This is a genomic window from Sporosarcina sp. P2 (genome assembly GCF_002743255.1).
Classification (GTDB): domain Bacteria; phylum Bacillota; class Bacilli; order Bacillales_A; family Planococcaceae; genus Sporosarcina.
Window position 1 is genome coordinate 389,644 of sequence record NZ_PDYY01000001.1, and the last position, 24,788, is coordinate 414,431.

Sequence of the window (24,788 nt, forward strand, 5' to 3'; positions counted from 1 at the left end):
TTGATTTTTTAAAATAGGTTGTAAATAGTATTGAGAGTAGAAACTGAAAGAGTAATTAAAAATACCTGCAGCCAACTTGAGTAGAAGTTTGTTGCAGGTATTTTTTATGTTTACAAGTGACATAATTTTTGAGGTACCAGGTCCCGACACAATTCAGAATAGTGTCGGGACCTGGTACCTTCATCAAAGTGGGTACCTTCATCAAGAAGGAGCACCCGTGTGGTATACTAAACCAAAAGATTATTTAGTGAGTTACAAATCAATTTAGGAGGTCATCTCATGGAACTATTCAAGCAATACATAGCGGGTATCGATTCCCCGGAACATCGTCAACGTGTAGAGGAAGTGTTGGCGTGGGTTACTACTACATTCCCGAATTTGGAACCGCAAATAAAGTGGAATACACCGATGTTCTCTGACCACGGCACTTTTATTATTGGCATTTCTATCGCAAAGCATCATATGAGCATTTCACCTGAACCAGCAGGAATTGCGCGCTTTGCGGATGAAATTGCAGAAGCAGGCTATAGCGCTACAAGTGGCTTGTTTAGAATTAAGTGGAGTGAGCCAATTGATTACGGCTTGATGGAAAAATTGATTGAATTTAATATACAAGACAAAATAAATTGCACAACGTTTTGGCGTAAATAAGATCGTATTAATTTTTAAAAGTGCTTATGTATGTAAAAAAACGAGAAGGTGTAAACATTCGTAAAAGTTTCATGCATAGGTGCTTTTTGATGTATGGAATAACTGTCCCATTTTGGATAAAATAATTTGAAGGGTGAGGAGCATGTATGCAAATGGTTAGCCAAGAAGTTCAAGAATTGACCATTAAATCCTTAGAGTCCACTTATAATAAACTTTCGAATGCTTATAAAAGTATGACGGAAAAAGGTTCCAATACAACACTTGTAATAAAGCGACGCGACGCTATAAAAGTTGGGTTAGAGAGCTTACAAGACGTTTGGTATGATGTAGATTTTTTCTATGACAGAAAAGTGACTTTACAATCTAAAGAGATTTTACAAAGTATCATTCCATCTATTGAAAAGCAATTAGCAAAAGCGAAGGATGGTAGTCCACAAAAAACAGTGAATGAGCGTCGTGTAACCGCGCTCAAACTGGCAATCGAATCCTTAGCGGACCGTCTTAAATAAGTTTCTTTTCCTTGGAGCAGCTGTAACAAGCATTTTCCATGATATAAAAGAAAGATAATCATATTATGTAAACTGTTTAGAAATCAATGTGTAGGTAATGAAAAACTCTTCAGAAAATTAAATGCCCATCCCTTCTATAATAAGTATATTTCCGGGGTAATATCTAGCTATCGTGGTGGCTAGATGTTATCTTATTTTTTATGGTCAGTAAAAGGTTTGGAGGAAGGTTCAATACATGAAGGATTCAATACAAGAAAAAATAAAAAATAACGAGCTAAAAGTCGCTCCCATCATGACTGTGTTACTGATTGGTGGGTTTATCGGATTGTTTAGTGAAACAGCGTTAAATATGACGATGAATGACTTGATAAAGGAATTTGCGATTTCTCCATCTACAGCTCAGTGGTTAACTACGGGGTATTTACTCGTGCTCGGTATTATCATTCCCGTTTCGGGGTTACTCATCAAACGTTTTCCGACAAGGAATCTTTTTATTACGAGTATGAGTTTTTCTATTGTGGGTGTATTACTTGCTGCGGTCTCACCAAATTTCATCAGTTTGTTAACCGGGCGGATTATTCAGGCGATAGGCACTGGGTTATTGGTGCCATTGTTATTCCATACCGTGCTAATTCTTTTTCCACCTTGGAAAAGAGGAACTGCGATGGGATTAGTCGGTCTAGTCATGATGTTTGCACCCGCTATTGGCCCGATTTCTGCCGGATTGATTATTGATTATTTCAATTGGCAGCTAATATTTTGGATCATCGCCCCGATCCTGGTTTTCGCATTGATATTCGGGATGATTTACTTACCGAATCTATCCGCTGTTCACAAGCAAAAGATCGATGCATACTCCATAATTCTTTCTACCATTGGCTTTGGCGGTATCGTATTTGGATTTAGCTATGCTGGCGAAAGTGAAGGATGGTCAAGTCCAATTGTGATTGTAGCTTTTGCGGCAGGTTTGATTGCCCTCGTTCTATATGCATTGCGTCAAAGGGCGATTAAGGAACCGATGTTGCATTTGGAAGTGTTTAAGCATCCAATGTTTACGTTAGGGATTATTCTGACGTTGTTTGCTAATCTCATTATATTTTCTTCCAATATTTTATTGCCTTTGTTTATGCAAGCAGGACTTGGTTTATCCGCGTCGATAGCAGGCCTGTTACTTTTACCGGGTGGTATTTTTAACGGTATAACATCTATGGTCAGTGGGCGGATTTTTGATCGATATGGTCCAAGGGGCTTGGTTATTGGTGGATTTTCAATGAGTATTGTGGCTACGCTATTTTTTGCCACGATTTCATCGACGACTAGCTTTTACTTGATCATCATTTTCTTTATGCTCTTAATGATGAGTATGTCCATGGTGACGACGCCATCTCAAACAAATGGAATTAACTCGCTACAGCTAAACCGCTATCCTGATGGTACCGCAATCGTGAACTCTACCATCCAAACGTCTGGAGCAATTGGTACCGCCATTGGGATTACTATATTAAATACGTCACAAAATACATTCTTGCGCAATATCAGCGATCCCATTACGGCAGCTCATCAAGCCGAAGCAGTCATTTCTGGCGTACAAAATGCATTTTTATTTGCCACTATCATATCCATTCTTGGTTTTTTATGTTCACTATTTATCAAGCGAGTAAAGGTGGTATAACTGGTTACGAATTGTGCTTGAATATAGTTTTCGTTTTATGAAAATTTTTTATGAATTTGCACAGTAATTTTTCATATCCCATTACATTCTTATATTCAAAAAACACATTTCCAGAAAATCCGTTTTGTTTGCGAAATTACTACGAATGAATCAGATACAGCGATCGAGCAATTGAAAGCCGAAGTGGAAAGAAGATGTCCCGTATATAATCTATTCGCCGATGCAGGAATTCCCGTAGAGTCGAAATGGATAAAGAAATGATGAAAGCAAAATTAAAACCGCGTGAAATCAAGTAAGAAAACTTGGTTTCACGCGGTTTTTTATTCATTTTTATTAAACAGCCATTATTTTATCTTTCGCAAGCAAATCCATCTTTATCACGATCCATCTTAGGTTGATAAGCGGGAAGACTGCTCGGCACACCATTAGGATACGTCTTCCTAAGTTCTGTACAATTTTGAAACCATTCCGTGTTTTGGACAGGTGGTGTTGGCTTGGCTGCAGGTGCTGGAGCAGGTGCAACTGGCTGTTTTGTGGGTGCAGGTGTCGGTTCTGCAGGTTTCTCTTTTACTACTTGCGCATTAAAACCTGCGGCTGTAGCATAATCTTCAACTGACCAAATACCCAATTTCTTTTCTTTTGCGATGGCTTGTGCTTTCTCGTAAGGATCTACGTGTCGAGTATTTGGTGGGTAGACGTACGCCACACGGGCTAAACCTTCACTCAACAAGATTTTTTGAATACTTTTTCCGTCGACATATATATAGGCAAGTAAACGGTCGTATTTATCAAAGCGTTCACCGATATCGAATTCGATTTCTAGTGTACCGCTCTCGATCAGTTCTTTATTTCTAGCTTTGGCTTCATCCCCAAATGGTTGCTTACCTAGTCTAGGATGATTGGTTTCAGGCGTGTCGATCAACAAGTATCGAACGTTTTGCTCCCTGCCGTTATATAGTATTTTAATCGTATCACCGTCTATAACCTTCACTAACTCTACAGGGATTCTCGCAGTGGTACCGCTTGTCTCTGTGGAGTCTTTTAGTTTTTCAGGAGTTACTTTTGAAGAATCATTTTTTGGTGGCGCAACGACTGGAACTGATTTTTCTTCAGTCTCTTTAGAAATTTCCTCTTCCGGCTTTTCTATATCTTTTACAGACTCTTTATCAGGTGCTTCCTTCGGTGTTTCAGAAGGTTCATCTATAGGCGTCTGTTTCACCAAATCAGCTTTTTCTACCTCTGTCTCTATATCGTCTGGCACAATGACTGCAGCTACTATGAACATCGCAATACCTACTAAAGCGAGGGTGCCAAACTTTCTCTTCGGTTTTTTAAAGATTACTTTAATAAGTAAGCCGACGATACCTATCACTATAAATAGAAAACCAAATAACGCAAAAAACACAAACATATTATCACTCTCAATTCACTTAAATTACTTAACACTTACTTCCAAGAGTGAGATTATCATAGATTGTAAGAAAGCGATACGCAACTAAGTGCGTAGTGCTATTAGATCACAAATGATATGTATGAACGCATAATCTAGAATACATATTTTCATTTTTACTACACGGAAACTTTCGCGAGAAGATTTTCAAAGTATCTGAATAGGAGTGGGTCCTTACTAACTAAAGTGAATTGGCAAACAAATGATCATATTGTTTGCTCGTCATTATTATAAATCTAGTACGGTGAAAAAATTCAAAAGAATTCATGACAAAAACCGAAAAATTCTATTGCGCAAACTCACTCTATATCGTTTAATGAATTGATTGCAATAAATGAAAAGGACTGTGATATATGAAAAAGATGGTGAGTTACTTAACGTTGTCCATGCTCGTTGCCACATCGCTCGTTGCGTGTACGCCAAAAGAAGATTCCTCTAAGGAACAGAAAGAGCCAGTAGAGGAAGTGAAGACCATTCCGTTGTCAGACGAGAAAAACAAATACTTGTCAGATGTAGATGTGGAATATGCTTTTGAATTCGCTAAAGGAATGGAAGAATATAAAACCAATGAGAAGCTTGGCTATCGGACTGCTGGATCAGAAGCGGAACGAAAGACGGGGGAGAAAATTGGAGAAGAAATGAAGAAAATCGGACTGACTGAAGTGACGAAAGATGCATTTATGGTAGATAGTTGGGAGTTCGAGAAGGCTGATTTGTCCTTTACAGATACTGCTGGGAAAGAGTATCTTGCTGTGCTAGGCGGTTATCAAGCGAACTTTGATACGAACGGCGTCCAGGAACTTGAAGTAGTCTACGCAGGAAAAGGGACCGCGGCAGATTTGGAAGGATTGGACGTAAAAGGGAAACTTGTATTAATCGATATTAATCAAAGGGAAGAATGGTGGATTAATTATCCTGCCTATCAAGCACATGTTAAAGGGGCGGCTGCAGTCATTGCGGTGCAAGAATCGGGCTACGGAGAAGTCGATCCCGATGCATTGAATGCGCAAGACATTTGCGGACCCGATGATGCACCTGCGTTTTCGATGTCTCAAACCGACGCGGCCGAGTTGAAGAAAGCTTTAGAGGCAAGCGAAAAAGAGACGCTAACCGTAAAGTTTGATGCTAAATCGACCGTGAAAATGGATCAGGAAACGTATAATTATTACGGGAAAATCGTCGGGAAAGATCCTGATTCCTACATTTTATTGTCCGCCCATTATGATTCATATTTTGCTGGGTTCCAAGACGATAATGCAGCAATTGCATTAATGCTCGGAATCGCCAAAGGGATGATCGACAGCGGCTATCAACCGGAAAAGACGTTGGTCTTCAACGCGCTTGCCGCGGAAGAATGGGGTAAGTCGAATACTCGATACGACTGGTCGACGGGCGCTTACAACCAAATCTTCAATATTCATCCGGAGTGGGTCGGTAAGACATTTGCGAATTTGAACTTCGAGCTTCCAGCATATGAACATACGACACAAGATGAAATTCGATCCGTCTACGAATTGAATAACTATTTGACAGAGTTTGCAAAAGAAGTACCTACAGTTGCCGATGTGTATAAAGATGGGATTTCAGTCGTTTCTCCGTTGCGTACGTGGTCAGATGATTTCTCATTCGGCATCGCTGGCGTACCGGCGCTTCGAAATGATTTCCAAGATAGTGAATTTATGAAAACTCACTATCATTCTCAATTCGACAATGAAGATACGTACAATGCCGATGCGTTGAAATTCCACTTAAATCTCTATGGATTATTGACGATACACTACGATCAAACCGCTATCGTGCCATTGGACTTCACGACACGTTTGCAAGCGATGAAAGACATGATCGACGCAGATGTATTTGAACAAGCTTCTGTGGCGTCGGATCACTTGACGAAAGAGATCGATCAAGCGATATCTAGTGCGCAAGAAGTGAACAAAAAAGTTGCGGATATGAATAAAGAATATGCGGCAGCACTCGAAAATGAAGATGCAGACCAAGCGAAGAAATTGTACGATGAAAGTCGTGAGTTGAACAGCGGCTTGTTGGCGGCTTATAAATATGCCGAAGATCAATTTGTGCGATTGACTTGGGAGGACGAACCGATTTTCCCTCATGAACATGCGCAAAACAACGTAAAAAACTTAGCCGCTTCCATTGAAGCATTAACTACAGGTGATATCGCCACTCCGCTGGACGAGTACTTATATGCAATTGACAACAATTGGTATGCGTATGACTTTGATCAGGAAGTATTTAACTACTTTACAGACTACGTCATAAAAGCACCAAAAGAACAGCTCATGTGGGGAGCTGGCCGAATTGTCGACCATGAAGATTTATTCGAAACGATCCAGTCATTGAAAACGAAGAAAGAACAAACGAAGCCAGATCTGTCAGTAGAAATCACTTCGTTGAAGAATGCACTCGACAGACAAAAGAAGCTATTGGAACAAACCGTAACGGATGAAACGGCCAGTGTGAAAAAATTAGGCGTGCTGTTGAGTGAGCTAAAATAAAGATAGAGAAGTTTCGGTAACTTTCCAAGCTTTTTAGTAGTAACAACCTGAAATATATTAGTTGAGCATTAAATGCATCGCATATTGCGGTGCATTTTTTTATTGACAAGATTTTTACTGTTCCAAATTAATCAAATCACCTCCGCACTTAATTAAATCTAGGCCTTGCACTACGATCCAGGCGATGGTCTCTATAAGCTTCATAATCCAAACTTTCATACCATAAGATATACAGCATGAAAATCACTTAGGGGGATTGAAATGAATAGAGACGCCAATAATCAATCAACGTTTGACTATATCCTAGTTGGAACGGGTCCGGCGGGTGCTACAATTGCCAGAAAACTAACCGATGATAAACGAAATTCCGTGCTAGTTTTAGAAGCGGGAGATAATAACAATCAAGAGCAACCGATTAGAGATTCATTGTTTGCGCTACCATCTATTCTCACTGACGACTTTTTCCCGCAATACTTCTGGCAAGGAAAAAGTGTCCCCCAGAAAAATGTAAACGGAAGGTCATTTGATTGGACGGGAGGACGAACAATGGGTGGCGGATCCTCCATTAACAATAACCAGTATGTAAGGCCATCACAGGCGAATATGAAACAATGGGAAAACCTCCTAGGTCCACTTTGGTCACCTGAACAACAGACCTATCAATTTTCACAACTAGAAAACTACAATGGCCAAACGGAAAATCCAAATGCGAGAGGATATAACGGGCAGTTGGATATCAGACAGGCTCCTGCTAATCCAACCACCATGGCTGAAAAATTGGTTACAGCGATGGAAAAAGCTACTGGTTTCGCAAGAATATTAGACTATAATGATCCGAACACACCGCTCGGACCCTTTACAAGGTGGCAACTTTACCAAACTCCCTATGGTCAACGAGAAAGTGCGGATACGGCTTTTCTTTCATCGGATGTACTGACTGAAAACGGTGAAGGCGTAAATGGAAGAAGATTATTGGTATCTTATAATTCAACGGTGCAGCGTGTGATTTTTGATAATGAAAGGCGGGCAATAGGTGTTGAATTTCTTAAGGAAGGAAAATGTTATTATGCATATGCTCGTAAAAAAGTCATTGTGTCGGCAGGAATAAATAGCCCTCAACTGTTAATGCTTTCTGGAATTGGGCCATCCGAAACACTCCAAAAAGCGGGTATTCCCGTCGTTCATCATAACGCGAATGTGGGAAAGAACATGACTACCCATCCAGTTAACACTTCCACCTTTACAACGAATCCGAATGACAAAGCACTTCCGGACGCTGATCCCTTTGCGCTGTATACGGGTGGAGCCTTCTTACCAGATCCAACACCCGGTGCTGACCCCCACCGTCGTGGTGTGCAGCTAATTGGCCAAATCGGCACTGGCGGAATGTTAAGCATCGTCATTATTTTATTGGAACCGAAAAGCCAAGGAACTATCAAAATCCAAAATGAGGATCCGTTAAAGATTGTACTTGCCGATGCTGACTTTTTGAATAAACGCTCCGACCTAGAAACCATAAAAAACGTTTACAGGATATATATTAAAAATATTGCAACAGAACTATCAAAAATAGATTCACACTATCAACTCGTTACTCCCTCACTGGAAACCATTCAGGATGATAGCAAACTCGAAAAGTTCATTCAAGAAAACTTAGGTCCAACACACCATATACAAGGTACGCTACGAATGGCGCCAAGTGAAGAAAATGGTGTGGTGAATGCGGCCGGGGAAGTATACGGGGTAAAAGATTTGATCGTTGCAGATGATTCCATTGCACCGTTTGTTTCGGATGGCAATACGTCGGCGCCAGCTTTCTTCATTGGCGCAAACATTGCTGAACACTTAGTGAGACAAGATCGTATGAACTACGGTGAAATACCATGACAAATTAAAAGAGCGCATGGGGCCGTCAAACGTGAAGTAAATATTTCAATAAGGAGTGCCTGTGTGAAAACAAACGTGAGTATTGAACCATTCATAGTTGTTTTCAAAACAGGTGCTTTTCTAATCACTTTAAATAGTATATAATTAGATAAATATCTAATTAGACAAACGACTAAATACTTTAAGTGAAAGGAGAGGCCTGATTTGAATGAAGTTTTTAAAGCCCTAAATGATGAAACAAGAAGACAAATACTAACGCTACTCAGTGAAAAAGGTTCTTTAACTGCTAGTGAAATACATGAAGATTTCGAGATGAGTAAGCCGAGCATTTCCAACCATTTAAACATCCTGCGTAACGCGGGTCTTGTCAGTTCAGAGAAAAAAGGTCAATACATTTACTACACTCTCCACACAACGGTTCTGCAAGATTTGCTCGTATGGATGATAAAATTGAATAAATAAGTATCTTGTAAGGGATCGCTTTCCCTTAAATTAATGAATACATAGCTTCCCACTTAAGTTATGAGCTATAGATAGAATATAGAGAAACGTGAGTAAGGTATTGAGACTACAGTGACGTTACTTTCAATCTCTATATGCTTCGCGAACAAACAAAAATTGGATTTGTTTGTCATTCTGTTTTATGCTATATCGATTGTTTAAGGAAAAATAAAAAGTGCACTTGAGCCAGTAAAGAATGTGGATGTTCAACCATTCATGTTCATTGCAGACACAAGTGCTTTTTGATTCCAAACAGCAAAGAATGTTTAGTTAACTTTCAGCTAGGGAAATTACATGGAATAGGCGAGTAAGAGATACGGTCGATGATTGCGTGTTTTTGCCAATAGAAGAGTTTACTTAGTAAAAAGGAGTAAGATAAAAATGGATCAACTAAATGTACAAACGATGCGATTGAATGATGGAACGAGCCTTCCTTCAATTGGTTTTGGAACCGTGAAAGTAAAAGGAGCGCAAGGTGTGGTCAGTACGTTAACAGCGATCGAAGCGGGATACAGACTGATTGACACATCAACGAATTATAATAACGAGGGAATGGTAGGAGAAGCGGTTCGTAGATCATCTGTGCCTAGAGAAGAACTGTTAATCAGTTCCAAACTCCCTGGCGCTTCACATGAGTACGAAAGAGCAATCCTTATGATTCAAGAGTCTTTGTATCGTATCGGAATCGATTACTTTGATAAATACTTGATTCATTGGCCGCTTCCAAAACAAGATCAATATGTGGAAGCGTGGCAAGCTTTAGTCGATGCGCAGAAATTTGGGCTGATTAAGACGATAGGTGTATCAAATTTCTTACCGGAACATCTGGAACGTATCATTGAAAAAACAGGTGTAATGCCCGCTACCAATCAAATTGAGCGTCATCCGTATTTTAACAATAACGAACTAGTGGAATTCAATAAAAGCCGCGGCATTGTAACGGAAGCATGGAGTCCATTAGGGCGCGAATTAAACGATGTGTTAGAAAATGAAACGATTGTATCCATCGCTAAAAAATACAATAAAGAACCCGCACAGATTATTATTCGTTGGAACTTACAGAATGAAGTCTTAACAGTCGTGAAGTCATCTACTTACGACCACCAAAAAGCAAACCTTGATGTATTCGATTTTGAATTGACCGAAGAAGAGATTAGACAAATTGACTCCTTGGATAAAGGTGAAGCGGGAAGAGTAGAAGGACAGCATCCGAACGAATATGAAGAGTTCGATTAAATATAACTTTTTTGGTAATGGAACACGTTGAAAGAGTTTGCCATATCAGATTGTATTAACTGTATGAAAATAAATCACCTTCAAAAAATAATCCACCTTGACCCGCTATTTAAAGGGGCGAGGTGGGTTTTGCTGTTTTTTATTGTACCAACGACTTTTTCAGAAACACAAAGAACACAAACACTCTTTTAGAATTACCGAAAATTTCATGCATTTCCTACATAGGATAGTTTCGATTAAGCTATATTTACAGAGTTAGTATACTTGTGATTTCCGTACCACTTAGGAAAGTAAGTACTAATGAGAAGTAAATATCTTTGTATGACTTGTAGAATGCATTAGCAGTGATGACCTGCGATAATCAAAGCGAATAAACAGGGAAGAAAAGATAGTTGTAGTGGAGCTAATGTCGTATAAAACATTAGCGATTGAGAACAATGAATTCTAGAGGTATATAAAATCCAATACATATAGTGTTATGGGTCATTGTGAATGTAACAATTCCTATCATAGGTTCAGTAATTGGACAAAATATTTTATCGACCGGAAATTTAATTCCCTTGAAGGAGGTAATCAATAAGTGTCCTATGTTTTATTACTAATTGGATTTGTATTATTGATTAAAGGAGCCGATTATTTCGTAGATGGCTCTTCAAATATTGCCAGGCTATTGCAAATTCCGCCTATTTTGATCGGGCTAACCATTGTAGCGCTCGGAACTAGCTCGCCAGAAGCGACGGTCAGTATTATTGCAGCGATGGGTGGAAATGCAGACGTCGCAGTGGGGAACGTAGTGGGAAGTAATATATTCAATATCACCATCGTGGTCGGGATAGCAGCATTTCTGTTTCCATTGAAAGTACAAAGTGAGACCATCCGGAAAGAAATTCCTTTCACTTTACTGGCAGGTATTGTCATGTTGGTGTTGATGAGTGATATGGCACTACAAGGCTTCAGCAGCAATATGCTCACGCGCGGTGATGGAATTATTTTCTTACTATTCCTATCGATCTTTATGTACTATGTGATTGAACTTGGTCTTAGAAGCCGTCAAAATGCCACGCTTACACAAGCTACTGAGAATGTGAAGTGGGGGAAAAATATTTTCATTACGCTAGTCGGGCTGGCGGCGATTATTTTCGGAGGAGATTTGGTCGTCGATCATGCTACGAAGATTGCTTATTCTCTTGGCATGAGTGAAACTTTGGTCGGTCTTACGATCATCGCCATCGGTACCTCCCTACCTGAATTGGTTACGTCGATTTCAGCGGCTTTGAAAAAAGAAAGTGAAATCGCTTTGGGGAACATCGTCGGTAGTAATATTTTCAACATACTATTTGTTCTGGGGGCTTCCTCTGTCATTTCGCCAATCGCAGTGAACGATAAAGTATTTATTGACGTGATCATTATGCTAGTATTGACCTTAGTATTGTTACTGTTTGCAAGAACTGGTTTCAAAATTGGTAAGCGTGAAGGTTTGATGCTAGCTGTAGCATACGTCGTGTATCTTGTGTATGTTATTTTGCGTAATTGAGTAATAATTTGCTGATGGTCTGCTTCTTTATATGAAAGAAGCGCTTGATTTCATAACGAAAAGGCAATTTTCCATTCGTGGAAAGTTGCCTTTTCTGACTTTACGGCATGATGTGATTAGAGGGGTCCTTGTTATCTCCACTTATATCCGATCCCCCAAACCGTCACCAAAATCTCTTCTATAGGAAAATTGGATTTTCTCAATTTATCCCGTAGATTTCGAATATGAGAATCGACTGTACGAACTTCTGTATACGTGTCATATTCCCAAGCTACTTGAAGTAAGTCTTCCCGTGTGAACGTCCGATTTGGCCGGTTCATTATCGCTTCTATAATATAGAATTCCTTTAACGTAAGACGAACTTCATGCGAGTCATATAGGATGGAATAAGACTCTAAGTCAAGAGTAAATGGGCCTTCCTGTATAGCCTTTATTTGATTTTCACCCTCTGTACGCCGTAATGCCACACGCACTCTTGCTGTGAGTTCGCGTTCGTCAAATGGTTTCGTAATATAATCATCCGCACCTTGGTCGAGTCCTTTCACAATATCTGATTTGTCGGATCGATCAGCACGAGATGTACATCCTCCATCCAAGTGAATAACTGCGGTTTCAAACGGATTCACCAGCCACAAATGCCGTCACACAATCTTCGGATAATGTTCGATCTTTTCATAGCATCTCATTAATCACCCAGTTAATTATTAGAAGATTTGAAATTCTATGTTGACAATGAATTTATTTAGAAGTATGATATGACCATATAGAAACATTGTTTTCTATATAAAACAGGGACTTCTTTGAATAAGCGTTTTCGTCAAGAGGTCTAAAAATAGGGAGGAAGAAAACATGGAGTTCACAACAGTAGAGGATTTTGAAAAGAAATATATTGCGAGATTGGGAGATAGAAAGTTGGACTGGAACGTTTTAAAGTTCCAAGAAGAATTAGATCCGAGATATCGCCGTGCACAAATGCGCTATATTGGACGTGGTGCAACAGCAAACAAAGATTCAAATGTAATTGAAGCAAACAACTTCACATTAAGCACGATGGTTTTACCAGCTGGTTCAATTGGTCCATTGCACTTACACTCAGACGTAGAAGAAGTGTTCTTCATTTTGGAAGGTGAAATGACGGTCCTTTTAGAGTATGAAGGAAAAGAGTATGAGATAAAAATGAATAAGCGCGACTGTGTCAGCGTACCACCCGGCATTCAGCGTGGTATCCGCAACGATGGAAAAGAAGATGCGATGATGCTTGTTATGCTAGGTGCGGCAAAACCACAACTACCGACTTATCCAGAAGGCAGCGAACTTGAAAAGATTCGCATTGAGCGTGCGAAAGAAAGAGAAGCGATTGTTGCGCAGGCAGACCGCTAATTTATCGATGGATCAACTGATCTTCAATCAAAAAATATTTTTGCACAGAATGTAGAGGCGTCTACCATATAAGACTTTCATCTCTAAAAGTGACAAAATGATAGCGCTTTAATTATCCAGTTTAGCAGGTCATCCAAACTCTAGATGACTTGCGTTCTTAATCTGGATGCAATTACGCCTCGGCGTAATTGATTACATAGTTTCATATTTTACTTAACGGTAGAGGTGCATCGACATCAATCGAAGGAAAGTGAGGAATTTAAAATGAAAATCGATGAGAAAGTATACGACATCACAATAATTGGAGGTGGCCCTGCTGGGTTGTTTACTGCATTCTATGGAGGAATGCGGGAAGCTAGTGTGAAGATTATAGAAAGTTTACCTCAGTTAGGTGGCCAGTTGTCAGTACTCTATCCGGAAAAGTATATTTACGATATTGCTGGATTGCCGAAAGTCCGTGCCCAAGAATTGATCGATAATTTAAAGGAACAAGTGAATATGTTCCCAACGACAATCTGCTTGGAGCAAGCTGTACAAACGGTGGAAAGTCAAGAAGACGGGATTTTTAAACTCCAAACGAATCAAGAAATTCATTTTTCAAAGACGATCATTATTACGGCAGGGAACGGAGCATTTGTAGCTCGTCGCTTAGGGATTGAAGGCGCAGAGCAATTCGAAGGGAAAAACCTTCATTATTTCATTGACAACTTAAATAGGTTTACGGATAAAGAAGTGGCAGTATGTGGCGGGGGAGACTCGGCGGTCGACTGGGCATTGATGCTCGAACCGATTGCGAAAAAAGTTACCATCATCCATCGACGCGATAAATTCCGCGCTCACGAACATAGCGTGGAAAATTTGAAAAAATCCAGTGTGGAAATCAAAACCCCTTATGTTCCGTCTGAACTGATCGGAGATGAAGGTGGTATTAAACAAATCGTCATCGAAGAGCCTAAAACTGAAAACTGTGAAGTGATTGATGTCGATGACTTTATCGTCAACTATGGATTCGTTTCCGCGCTCGGTCCAATTAAAGATTGGGGATTGGAGATTGAGAAAAATTGCATAATCGTTAACAATAAAATGGAAACGAACATTCCTGGCATTTATGCTGTGGGTGACATTGCAACGTATGAAGGGAAAGTAAAACTGATTGCCACCGGATTCGGTGAGGCACCGGTCGCAGTTAGTAATGCAAAGCAGTACATTGACCCGAATGTACGTTTACAACCGAAACATAGTACGGCAATCTTTGCATAAAGTTTTACGATAATATATATGTTGAAGTTATTTTGGCTATAACTATCGGCTTACTGTCCGAATTGCTATCTATCGTAATTTTATCGACAAAAATCAGCGGTTGAATGTTAACTTATATGATTTTAACAGTAACCGTGCTAAAAGGGGCAGATTTCATGAAAACAGATCTTTCGTGGAAAGTGGGAGGACAGCAAGGGGAAGGAATTGAAAGTACGGGTGAGATTTTCTCCAAAACTCTGAACCGGCTCGGTTTTTATTTATATGGATATCGCCACTTTTCATCTAGAATTAAAGGTGGTCATACGAACAATAAAATTCGCGTTAGTACTGAAAAAGTCCAGGCAGTTGCCGATAATTTAGACATACTTCTTGCATTCGATCAAGAAACGATTGATCTAAACTATCATGAATTACATGAAAAAGGTGTTATCATTGCTGATACGAAATTTAAACCAGTGAAGCCGGAAGACTCGAAGGCTGAACTATATCCTGTTCCATTTACTGATATCGCTTCCGACCTCGGCACTTCTTTGATGAAAAATATGGTAGCGATCGGTGCTACTTGTGCCGTTATGAATTTGGAGGTTGAGGATTTCTCTGTTGTTATCGAAGAGATATTTAATAGAAAAGGCGGAGATATGGTTCAGAAAAATATGAAGGCTATCCAAGAAGGGTATATGTATATGCAAAAAAGCCTTGGAGAAAAAGCCTCAACTTTATATCTTGCAAAGGCTGAAAATACTCATAAACGGATGTTTCTGATTGGTAATGATGCGATTGCGCTTGGGGCTTTGACAGCAGGGGTTCGTTTTATGCCTGCTTACCCAATTACACCAGCCTCTGACATTATGGAGTATTTAATTAAAAAGTTACCAAGAGTGGGTGGAACAGTCATTCAAACAGAAGATGAAATTGCAGCTGTGACGATGGCAATCGGTTCTAACTATGCGGGTGCTCGTTCTTTCACTGCATCATCTGGTCCTGGATTATCCTTAATGATGGAAGCGATTGGCCTTTCCGGCATGACGGAAACCCCTCTTGTGGTTGTTGATACACAGCGTGGTGGGCCATCTACAGGATTACCAACAAAGCAAGAACAGTCGGATTTAATGGCGATGATCTATGGGAATCATGGAGAAATCCCGAAGGTTGTCATTGCGCCAAGTACAGCTGATGAAGCTTTTTACGATACGATAGAAGCATTTAATATTGCAGATGAATACCAGTGCCCTGTTATTTTATTAACCGATTTACAACTTTCGTTAGCAAAACAAACCGTAGAAACTTTTGATTTTGATAAAGTACACATTCGACGAGGTAAGTTAATTACTAGTGACATTGAACAAACGGATGAAAAGGATTATTTTAAACGTTACGAAGTAACAGAAGATGGTGTCTCTCCACGTGTGATCCCAGGGGTGAAAGGTGGCATTCATCATGTAACTGGTGTCGAGCATGACGAAGCAGGTAGACCAAATGAAACTGCAAGTAATCGTAAACAACAAATGGATAAAAGAATGCGTAAATTATCCAACTTGACAAAACGATTCCCAAATCCAATCACAGTGAATGTTCCAACAACAAAAACAGATCTTTTACTAATTGGATTTAATGCAACGCGTGGTGCTATTGAAGAAGCTGTCCACCGTCTGAGAGAAGATGGATTGAACGTAAATCACTTGCAAATTCGACTCATTCACCCATTCCCGGCGGCAGCTATTAAGCCTTATATAGACGGGGCAGATTATGTACTTGTTGCAGAAAGCAATGCGACGGGGCAACTTGCCAATATTATAAAAATGAATGTTGGTCATGTCAATAAAATTCAAAGCATATTGAAATATGATGGTGATCCATTCCAACCACACCATATTTACGACGCGGGCAAGGAGTTGTTAGAACATGTCTACATCAACAATTAAAGATTTTAGAAATGGTGTGAAACCAAATTGGTGTCCAGGCTGTGGAGATTTCTCTGTACAAGCGGCGATCCAGCGTGGTGCAGCTAATCTGAATCTTTCTCCAGAAGATCTGGCGGTTATCTCTGGAATTGGCTGTTCTGGTCGTATTTCAGGCTATATTAGATCCTACGGTCTACATGGAATTCACGGGAGGGCGCTACCGATTGCTCAAGGAGTAAAGATGGGGAATCGTGATCTTACTGTCGTTGCGGCTGGGGGAGATGGCGATGGTTTTGCGATCGGGATTGGACATACAATTCATGCGATGCGGCGCAATATGGATATAACCTATATTGTTATGGATAATCAAATTTACGGCTTGACAAAAGGTCAGACATCACCGCGTTCAGAGGATGGGTTTATCACATCGTCAACACCGGAAGGATCAATTGAAAAAGCATTATCTCCAATGGAGATGGCGATTACGAGTGGAGCTAGTTTTGTGGCGCAATGTTTTTCAGCGGATATTAAAGAATTGACTGCGACAATAGAAGCAGGAATACAACATAAAGGTTTTTCTATTATTAACGTCTATAGTCCATGTGTTACTTACAATAAAGTAAATACGTATGACTGGTTCAAAGAGAATTTGACTAAATTAAGTGATATAGATGGATACGATGCTTCAAACCACGAAATGGCCATGAACACTTTAATGAAACATAATAGCCTAGTAACTGGAATTGTTTATCAAGAAGAGAAGCCTTCTTATCAAGAGTTAGTAAAAGGGTATGCTGAGCAACCCTTGGCCCATATGAATCTCGATTTACAACCTGAACTTTTTAGGGAACTTGTAAACGAGTTCATCTAGTTTTTTGCACAAGATTGAAAGACATAAATCTAATTGTGCGGAGGCGCAATTGATAATAGAAGATGAAAGGGGAATCCCAATATGAAGAAGTATACATTAGTAGAACAAGAGACTTGTATCGCTTGCAGTGCGTGTGGAGCTAATGCCCCCGATATATTTGATTATGATGATGATGGCCTATCCTATAGTATTCTCGACGATAATACAGGTGTTACGCCAATAGGAGAAGATTTAGTAGATGATCTTATGGATGCTTGTGAGGGATGTCCAACAGACTCGATACAAGTAGCAGACGAACCGTTTCTACGTGTAGCTGAAAAATAATATCCTAAGATAGAAGTCTCCCTTCTTATAATGTAATGACGATGTAGATTCTCAATTTTAATTATAGACAGGGGGAATAAGAGGTCGCTTCTTATTTCCTTTTTTGATTATATTAAGAAGTTGTTTGAATATAACGTATTTTGGTAATAGTCGGTTTGGACTTGGGAGTCGCTTGACTTTATGAAGAATAAGTACGTACAATCAATCTTAATATCGAAAACTTTGTTTTATTGATAAAACATAGAAAAGACGATAAAAATGCTTGAGGAGGGGTTTTATGTCGAAAGTGGAGTTGGTGGATCTGCCTATTCATTATCTCAGAGAAGGAAGTGGACCACCGGTGGTCTTATTGCATGGCTTAGGAAATAACTCGAAGTCATGGATTCATCAATTGGAAGGGCTGAAGAAAGATTATACGGTAATTGCTTGGGATGCTCCCGGTTACGGTCAAAGTGCGGACCCTGTTCCAGAATTACAACATTTTTCCCAGTTTGCGGATCATTTAAAGAAATTTCTTGATGATCTTCTATTAGAGGAAGTCTATTTGTTAGGGCATTCGATGGGGGCGGCGATTGCGATCGATTTTGCAATAAGGTTTCCTGAAATGGTTACCAAATTGATGATTGCTGCACCGACCCGAGGAGCGGCTGGGCTCAATGAAGAAGAAAATATAAAGAAAAGAAAAGCTCGGCATGATCTCGTGGAAAATACTCCACCGGAAGAATTAGCAAGACAAAGAACGTCTGCACTGCTCGCTGCAAACGTAGATTCTACAATTTTGGAATATGCGCAAAACATTATGGCTGAAGTCCGACCGGCGGGTTATAAATCAGTTGCCAACAGTTTATATCACCTGAATCAAATGGATGAGTATTCAAAAGTTATGGTTTCGACACTGGTAATTTGTGGAGAAGAGGACCAGGTGACGCCTGTCAGCGAGTCGAAAATTATTGTCGAAAGGCTGAAAGACGGACGTTTGAAGACAATAGCGGATGCGGGCCATCTCAGTTACTTGGAAAAACCGGAAGTGTTCAATAAATATGTATTAGATTTTTTAAGAGAAGAGGAATAGATAGTGGAGATCACAAAAAAGAAATTGGAAAAGCAAAAAAGTGATAATGAAAAATATCTTTCAAATTCCATTTTACGTGGATTGGAAGTTTTAAAGATGTTCAGTGTAGAAAATCAGACTTTGTCCTTGGCAGAAATTGCAAGTAATTTAGGTGTCAGCCGAACAACGCCTTATCGCATCTTGTATACATTGGAAGAGTGTGGTTATATTTATCAAGATAGTCATACGAAGCGCTATGGACTTAGACCGAAAGTACTTGAACTAGGCTACACTTATTTGAACAGTCTCGAACTACCAGAACTAGCGGCGCCTTATTTGGAGAAGTTAAGAGATGAAACGGGCATGTCTTCACATATGGGGATATTGGACGGGAATGACATAGTGTATATCGCCAGGTATCCGGCTAGAAGTGTCGCTACGATTACAATTAACGTCGGATCACATCTGCCTGTCCATGCTACAGCGATGGGGAAATGTCTATTGGCACATTTACCCGAAGAAAATAAAGAAGAGTTGTTGTCAAAGCTGCAAGTATTGCAGATACCTGATGCACCGATAGTGGAAGTCAAAAAATTGCGTGATGAATTACAATCCATTAAAGAAAAAGGATACGTCTTCCATAAAGGGGAGTTTGAAACAGGAGTTTGGTCTGTCGCTTGCCCGATCTTTGGGAAAGACAATAAAGTGATTGCTGCCATAAACATAGCGATTACACAACATGCGGCCGACGAAGAGCTGATGGAAGAAAAGATTATCCCGGCAGTTTGTCAAGTAGCTAGAGAAATATCCTCATTTATGGTTATGACTATCTAATCTGTATTACAAAAGAAGTCGCACTCCACTAGGCATAGACATCATTTGCGTCTTTCAGCAAATTGTAGCTGTGCCTAGTTACTGATTTTAAGTTAATTTTTGATAAGTCTGAAAACTGTATTGACAAAAATGCACAAGTAAGATAATGTGAATATTAGTATTAGAAACAATGTTTCCTATGCAAAACGAAGGATATTGTAAAAAACCGCTTGAGTAAAAAAATTGCTATTCTATGTCATTTAGTAAAGAAAGATTGGAGAGGTGGGAAACTCAATGCTTGAAATAACACATTTACGCCACATAAGTTTAATAACACCTAACCTGGAAGAACAAATCGAATTTTATAGGGATGTATGGGGATTGGATGTTGTCTCACAAGATGACAATCATGTCTATTTCCGCGGTTCAAGTCCTGAACATCATATCCTTCATCTGCAACGAGGAGAAAGAAGAGGTCTCCATCACATTGCATTTGGAATGGTGGACAAAATAGCAGTAGACAAAGCGGCGGTCTTTCTGAAAGAGAAAGGCGTGGAGATCATCCAACAGCCGGGCTGTCTAGATGAAGTGGGGGGCGGTTATGGCCTTCGTTTCGTAGACTATGAAAACCGTTGCTATGAACTTTCAACATGGGTAGACATCCATACAGAACCATGGCAAAGAAAAGTCGATTCAAACCCGCTTTACTTGAACCATATCGTCTTAAACACAACTGATATCCAACGGTCAACGGATTTCTTCACTGAAGTGCTCGGCTTTATGGTTTCAGATTGGAGTGAGGATCAGATGGTGTTCCTGCGGTGCGATAAAAATCACCATGAAATTTCGTTTAACCGGGCTGAACATGCATCGCTCAACCATATCGCCTATGAAGTGGAAGGTGTGGATGAAGTGATGCGTGGAATCGGCAATGTCCGGAAGAAAGGATACAAAGAGATTTGGGGACCGGGAAGACACGGACCAGGCAATAACATCTTCTGTTATTTCCAAGATCCAGGCGGGTTTGTCATGGAGTACACATGCTATGTAGATGTGATTGAAGATAAAAAAACATGGCGCGCGCAAGTTTGGAAGCGAGTACCGCATTTATCGGATAGATGGGGAATTGCAGGACCGCCTTCGCCAGAAACTAGAGTGAAGATGGCGGGAGAGCCGGATCCCGGTTGGGCTTTAGTAAATACGAAGTGATGGAAAAAAGGGGTGGCTGAGTAGTATGGATTTAAATTTAAAAGACAAAGTTGTTGTCGTCATGGGCGGCACGGCCGGTATCGGTTTTGAAACAACGAAGATGCTACTGGAAGAGGGGGCGAAAGTCGCTATTTGCGGACGGAGCCAAGATCGCTTAAACCAAGCAGTCGAAAAGTTGACAAACGATTCAAATCGGGAAAATCTATTCGGCCAAACATGTGATGTTTCCAAGCGTGAAGACGTAGAAGCATTCATTAATGCGACGGGCGAACATTTCAAACGAATTGACGTACTTGTCAATAATGCAGGGCGGAGTATTATGTCACACTTTTTCGACATTACGGATGAGCAATGGCAAGAACAAATCAATCTGAAATATTTTGCAGTCATTTACGCGGTCCAAGCAGTTGTTCCATTCATGAAAGCACAAGGGGAAGGTCGAATTATCAATATGAATGCGACACTTTCCAAAGAGCCGGAACCACACATGGTTGCAACTGCCGCAACGAGAGCGGGATTGTTGAATATGACGAAAAGTTTGTCGCATGAGTTGGCGAGAGATAATATACTCATCAATACAATTAGCCTTGGGTTGATCAAAACGGACCAATGGGAACGCCGAAGATTGGAACGAGCACCAGATGTGGATCCGGAAGTGTATTATAAAGAGTTGGCGGAAAATAGAAAAATCCCACTGGCTCGGGTCGGTTTACCTGAAGAAGTCGGAAATGTCATTTTATTTTTAGCGTCGGAACGTGCCAGCTATGTCACAGGTGCAAATATAGAAGTATCGGGTGGGTTAAGTAAAGTTTTATAGGACAAGGGGGACTTGGAGTGGAAAGTACACAATTGCAGTTTACGGTAGCGGATGCAATAGTAAAGGAATTAGTCAATGCGGGTGTTGAAACCGCTTACGGGATTGTGAGTATTCATAATATGCCGATTTACGACGCGATTTTACGTGAAGGAAGTATTGAATTAGTTTGTGCACGTGGAGAGAGTGGCGCAGTGAATATGGCTGACGGACATGCAAGATCGACTGGCAAGCTAGGCGTGGCAATTACAAGTACAGGCACAGGCGCAGGAAATGCAGCAGGTGCTTTGGTGGAAGCCTGGAGTGCCGGTGTCCCCCTATTACATATAACCGGTGAAGTTTCTTCTGAACAGATTGGGACAGGTAGAGGTTATATCCACGAATGTAAAAATCAGCTTCAAATGATGGAGGGAGCTTGTAAAAAAGCTTGCCAACTAAAGGTTCCGGAGCAGGCAACTGGGTTTATCCGAAAAGCGATCAAGGAAGCATTTCAAGTACCATCAGGTCCAATAAGTGTTGAAATACCAATTGATTATCAATCAGCCATTATTCCAGATACTCCGATTTACGATGAATTGGCAAATAGTTCTTCAATACAAGAAAAATTCATTGTACCTGAAGCGGTTGTGCAGGCGATGAAAGAAGCGAAGCGACCAGTATTATGGGTCGGAAACGGAGCGATTTTGTCAGGTGCTTCCGAACAAATCAGACAGTTGGCGGAAATGACGGGCGCGCCTGTCATTACGAGCCAATCAGCTAAAGGAATCATTCCGGAGGATCATCCGCAATGTATTGGACATTTTGGGGCTTCTCCAGAAACAAAGCAATTTTTGGCGAATGCTGATGTACTCATTAGTATTGGTGTACGTTTCCGGAGTAATGAAACTGCTGGCTGGTCAGTTGAAGTACCGGAAAACCATATTACAATTGATGCCGATTATTTGGCGGTCAGCCGAAATTATGAAGCGAAGTATGGGTTAGTCGGAGATATTAAAACGGTCGTAGAGAGTCTTGTCACTCAACTAGAAGCAAGCGGTTACACAATGCCGAGCGGTGAATATAGTGAAAATGTGCAAGAATTGCGTGAAACGCTCAGAGCCAAGTTACGCAAAACATTAGGACCTTATGAAAACATTTTGGACAGTATGAGAAACAGACTGGACGAAGAAACAATTTTTGTAAGGGACGTTACCGTTCCAGCGAATGTTTGGGGAAGCCGACTGTTCGAGATTTATAAACCACGCCATTCGATTCATGCCTCGGGAGGCGGAATTGGCCAAGCCTTACCGACAGGAATCGGCGCACAAAAAGCAAACCCTGATAAACGGGTTGTCGTATTAGCAGGGGATGGCGGCTTCATGGTCAATATTGGTGAACTTGCAACAGCAGTCCAAGAGAACCTTTCGATGATCATACTTGTGTTTGACGATAGCGGTTACGGTGTACTTCGAAATATTCAAGACGCAGCATATGGCCGACAAGTCGGTGTCGATTTGGTCAGTCCGGATTTTGTACAGCTGGCACATTCGATGGGGATAGGGTCAACGAGAGTAGGTTCTGCCGATGCATTTGACCAAGCATTGGAGAATGCTACAGGGTCAGATAAGATGACTTTGATTGTCGTCGATATGGAAGCAGTAGGACCGATGGCTAAACCATTCGGGGGGCCCCCGGGTGTCGCTTCGTCATTTCAACCGAAAAGAATAAAATAAGATCGTTCAATGGAAATGAGGGAGACAAATTGGTCTATAAAACGGAAGCAACTTTGCAAATTTCAGGAAAGATATTAGTGAACGGTGAATGGAAAACGTTAAATAGGCACAAAGACGTCATCAATCCTGCCGTCACAAGTGAAGTCGTCGGTTTTATCGGGCTGGCATCCGAAGAAGATGTAGACCGGGCGATTACGGCAGCGGCAGATGCGTATCCAACATGGTCGCAAACATCATTGGATGAACGAATTGAGCGTGTTCACCAAGTATGGGAGCGTGTGAAAGACCGTGTCGATGAATATACGACTTTATTTGTCAGAGAAAATGGTAAAACTCTGCAAGAAGGCAAGTTAGATATTCAAAGATGTGTACAGATTTTAAATGAGTTGCCGGAAAATCTGAAAAACTGGTATGAGCCAAGAGATTTGTCCGGACAGACCCAACAGGTCGAAATTCGGAGACGTCCAAGAGGTGTGACGGCAATCATCACCCCATGGAATTCCCCGATGATCTTAACATTCAAGCGGGTCATACCGGCTATTTTGACAGGAAACACAGTCGTTTTCAAACCTGCGACAGATTGTCCATTGACAATTATGGTCTTCATGAAAGAGCTTGCTGACTGTCTACCGCCAGGGGTATTGAATGTTGTGACAGGTTCGGGTGGTCTTATTGGAGATCGAATCTCGAAGGACGAACGGGTCCGGACAATTGCGTTTGTAGGTGGCACAAATACAGGAAAAGTATTGATGGAAAAGTCTTCGTCTACTTTGAAGAAATTGAATTTGGAACTGGGCGGTAATGACCCTGCCATTATATTGGCCGATGCCGATTTGAACAAGGAAACAATCCTAAAGTTAAGAAATGGAGTTTTGAAAGGTGCTGGGCAAGTATGTTCTGCCATTAAGCGCATTTATGTCCACGAAACTCGATACGAAGAGTTGTTGGATAAACTAAGCGAAGAATTTAACAAAACAATTGTCGGAAACGGGATCCAACCGGATGTCAAAATGGGCCCATTGAATAATGAATCACAATTTCGTTTCGTGAAAGATTTGATTGACCATGCAGAAAAAGAAGGTGCCAAAGTGCATTATTTTGGTAGAAAACTAAACGAGGATACATGGGAAGACGGATATTTCATGCTTCCGGCCATCGTTACAAATGTGCATCAGGAGAGTGAGATCATGAGAGCGGAGCAATTTGGTCCTGTCATTCCGGTGATGTCGTTCAATGATACCGAGCAAGTAATCAAATATGCGAATGATTCGGAATATGGATTAAGGGCATCCATTTGGACAACTGACATTGAAGCAGCAAAACGATTGGCTGATCGTATCGAAGCTGGCGCCATATTCTTTAACAATCATACGATTTTCAAAGATTTACGCCTCGATTTTCCAGGAATCAAAGAAAGTGGTCTATCGAGCGTGACAGAATTTGGCGGCTTTGAACATTTCACTGATTCATATGGATTTGCCGAATAAGGAGTTGTCT

22 protein-coding genes are annotated in these 24,788 nt (G+C 40.6%); 20 read left to right on the forward strand and 2 right to left on the reverse strand.

Annotation, left to right across the window (positions count from 1 at the left end):
* Positions 1-279: 279 nt before the first annotated feature.
* The 4 genes from CSV67_RS01860 to CSV67_RS17175 all read left to right on the forward strand — a co-directional run bounded on the left by CSV67_RS01860 (position 280) and on the right by CSV67_RS17175 (position 3,093).
* On the forward strand, positions 280-651 hold the full coding sequence (locus CSV67_RS01860; protein ID WP_099629920.1) for an iron chaperone: 372 nt from the start codon (positions 280-282) through the stop codon (positions 649-651).
* Between the two features lie 146 nt (positions 652-797).
* A complete protein-coding gene (locus tag CSV67_RS01865) occupies positions 798-1,160 on the forward strand; it encodes a hypothetical protein (protein WP_099629921.1) in 363 nt (120 codons plus the stop codon).
* Between the two features lie 235 nt (positions 1,161-1,395).
* The gene (locus CSV67_RS01870) at positions 1,396-2,832 is read left to right on the forward strand and encodes a DHA2 family efflux MFS transporter permease subunit (protein ID WP_099629922.1); all 1,437 of its coding nucleotides are present in this window, start codon (positions 1,396-1,398) and stop codon (positions 2,830-2,832) included.
* 93 nt (positions 2,833-2,925) lie between these two features.
* The gene (locus tag CSV67_RS17175; protein WP_483315695.1) at positions 2,926-3,093 is read left to right on the forward strand and encodes an OsmC family protein; all 168 of its coding nucleotides are present in this window, start codon (positions 2,926-2,928) and stop codon (positions 3,091-3,093) included.
* 88 nt (positions 3,094-3,181) lie between these two features.
* On the opposite strand, the gene CSV67_RS01880 is transcribed toward CSV67_RS17175, so the two are convergent.
* Positions 3,182-4,243 carry a thermonuclease family protein gene (locus CSV67_RS01880; protein WP_233192519.1) on the reverse strand — a complete coding sequence of 354 codons (1,062 nt, stop codon included), beginning with the start codon at positions 4,241-4,243 and terminating at the stop codon, positions 3,182-3,184.
* A gap of 392 nt (positions 4,244-4,635) precedes the next feature.
* Between CSV67_RS01880 and CSV67_RS01885 the strand changes: the two genes are divergently transcribed.
* From CSV67_RS01885 to CSV67_RS01905, 5 genes are all read left to right on the forward strand, one after another.
* A complete protein-coding gene (locus CSV67_RS01885) occupies positions 4,636-6,798 on the forward strand; it encodes a M28 family peptidase (protein WP_199173105.1) in 2,163 nt (720 codons plus the stop codon).
* 261 nt (positions 6,799-7,059) lie between these two features.
* Positions 7,060-8,685, forward strand: a complete 1,626-nt coding sequence (locus CSV67_RS01890) for a GMC family oxidoreductase (RefSeq protein WP_099629924.1) — start codon at positions 7,060-7,062, stop codon at positions 8,683-8,685.
* A gap of 204 nt (positions 8,686-8,889) precedes the next feature.
* Entirely contained in the window at positions 8,890-9,147 is a 258-nt protein-coding gene (locus CSV67_RS01895; protein ID WP_099629925.1) for an autorepressor SdpR family transcription factor, read from the forward strand.
* Positions 9,148-9,567: 420 nt separating this feature from the next.
* Entirely contained in the window at positions 9,568-10,422 is an 855-nt protein-coding gene (locus CSV67_RS01900; protein WP_199173106.1) for an aldo/keto reductase, read from the forward strand.
* A 580-nt stretch (positions 10,423-11,002) separates the two neighbouring features.
* A complete protein-coding gene (locus CSV67_RS01905; RefSeq protein WP_099629926.1) occupies positions 11,003-11,956 on the forward strand; it encodes a calcium/sodium antiporter in 954 nt (317 codons plus the stop codon).
* Positions 11,957-12,087: 131 nt separating this feature from the next.
* Here the strand turns inward: CSV67_RS01905 and CSV67_RS01910 are convergent, their stop codons facing one another.
* Entirely contained in the window at positions 12,088-12,582 is a 495-nt protein-coding gene (locus tag CSV67_RS01910; RefSeq protein ID WP_233192520.1) for a response regulator transcription factor, read from the reverse strand.
* A gap of 223 nt (positions 12,583-12,805) precedes the next feature.
* Between CSV67_RS01910 and CSV67_RS01915 the strand changes: the two genes are divergently transcribed.
* From CSV67_RS01915 to CSV67_RS01965, 11 genes are all read left to right on the forward strand, one after another.
* Positions 12,806-13,336 (forward strand): cupin domain-containing protein, encoded by a 531-nt coding sequence (locus CSV67_RS01915; protein ID WP_085130871.1) that lies wholly within the window; start codon positions 12,806-12,808, stop codon positions 13,334-13,336.
* A 264-nt stretch (positions 13,337-13,600) separates the two neighbouring features.
* Positions 13,601-14,596, forward strand: a complete 996-nt coding sequence (locus tag CSV67_RS01920) for an NAD(P)/FAD-dependent oxidoreductase (RefSeq protein ID WP_099629928.1) — start codon at positions 13,601-13,603, stop codon at positions 14,594-14,596.
* Positions 14,597-14,751: 155 nt separating this feature from the next.
* A complete protein-coding gene (locus tag CSV67_RS01925) occupies positions 14,752-16,518 on the forward strand; it encodes a 2-oxoacid:acceptor oxidoreductase subunit alpha (protein WP_099629929.1) in 1,767 nt (588 codons plus the stop codon).
* Entirely contained in the window at positions 16,499-17,368 is an 870-nt protein-coding gene (locus CSV67_RS01930) for a 2-oxoacid:ferredoxin oxidoreductase subunit beta (protein ID WP_099629930.1), read from the forward strand. The genes CSV67_RS01925 and CSV67_RS01930 overlap by 20 nt, the downstream gene beginning before the upstream one ends.
* An 81-nt stretch (positions 17,369-17,449) precedes the next feature.
* Positions 17,450-17,692: a ferredoxin gene (locus CSV67_RS01935; RefSeq protein WP_099629931.1), complete on the forward strand. Its 243-nt coding sequence runs from the start codon at positions 17,450-17,452 to the stop codon at positions 17,690-17,692.
* 277 nt (positions 17,693-17,969) lie between these two features.
* The gene (locus CSV67_RS01940; RefSeq protein ID WP_099629932.1) at positions 17,970-18,764 is read left to right on the forward strand and encodes an alpha/beta fold hydrolase; all 795 of its coding nucleotides are present in this window, start codon (positions 17,970-17,972) and stop codon (positions 18,762-18,764) included.
* A gap of 3 nt (positions 18,765-18,767) precedes the next feature.
* A complete protein-coding gene (locus CSV67_RS01945) occupies positions 18,768-19,577 on the forward strand; it encodes an IclR family transcriptional regulator (RefSeq protein ID WP_233192521.1) in 810 nt (269 codons plus the stop codon).
* 273 nt (positions 19,578-19,850) lie between these two features.
* Positions 19,851-20,765, forward strand: coding sequence for a VOC family protein (locus tag CSV67_RS01950; protein WP_099629933.1), 915 nt, complete (start codon positions 19,851-19,853; stop codon positions 20,763-20,765).
* A gap of 25 nt (positions 20,766-20,790) precedes the next feature.
* Complete coding sequence (locus CSV67_RS01955; protein WP_099629934.1) at positions 20,791-21,582, forward strand: SDR family oxidoreductase; 792 nt, start codon at positions 20,791-20,793, stop codon at positions 21,580-21,582.
* Positions 21,583-21,599: 17 nt separating this feature from the next.
* Positions 21,600-23,291, forward strand: coding sequence for a thiamine pyrophosphate-binding protein (locus tag CSV67_RS01960; protein ID WP_233192522.1), 1,692 nt, complete (start codon positions 21,600-21,602; stop codon positions 23,289-23,291).
* Positions 23,292-23,320: 29 nt separating this feature from the next.
* Positions 23,321-24,778, forward strand: a complete 1,458-nt coding sequence (locus CSV67_RS01965) for an aldehyde dehydrogenase family protein (protein WP_233192523.1) — start codon at positions 23,321-23,323, stop codon at positions 24,776-24,778.
* Positions 24,779-24,788 lie beyond the last annotated feature (10 nt).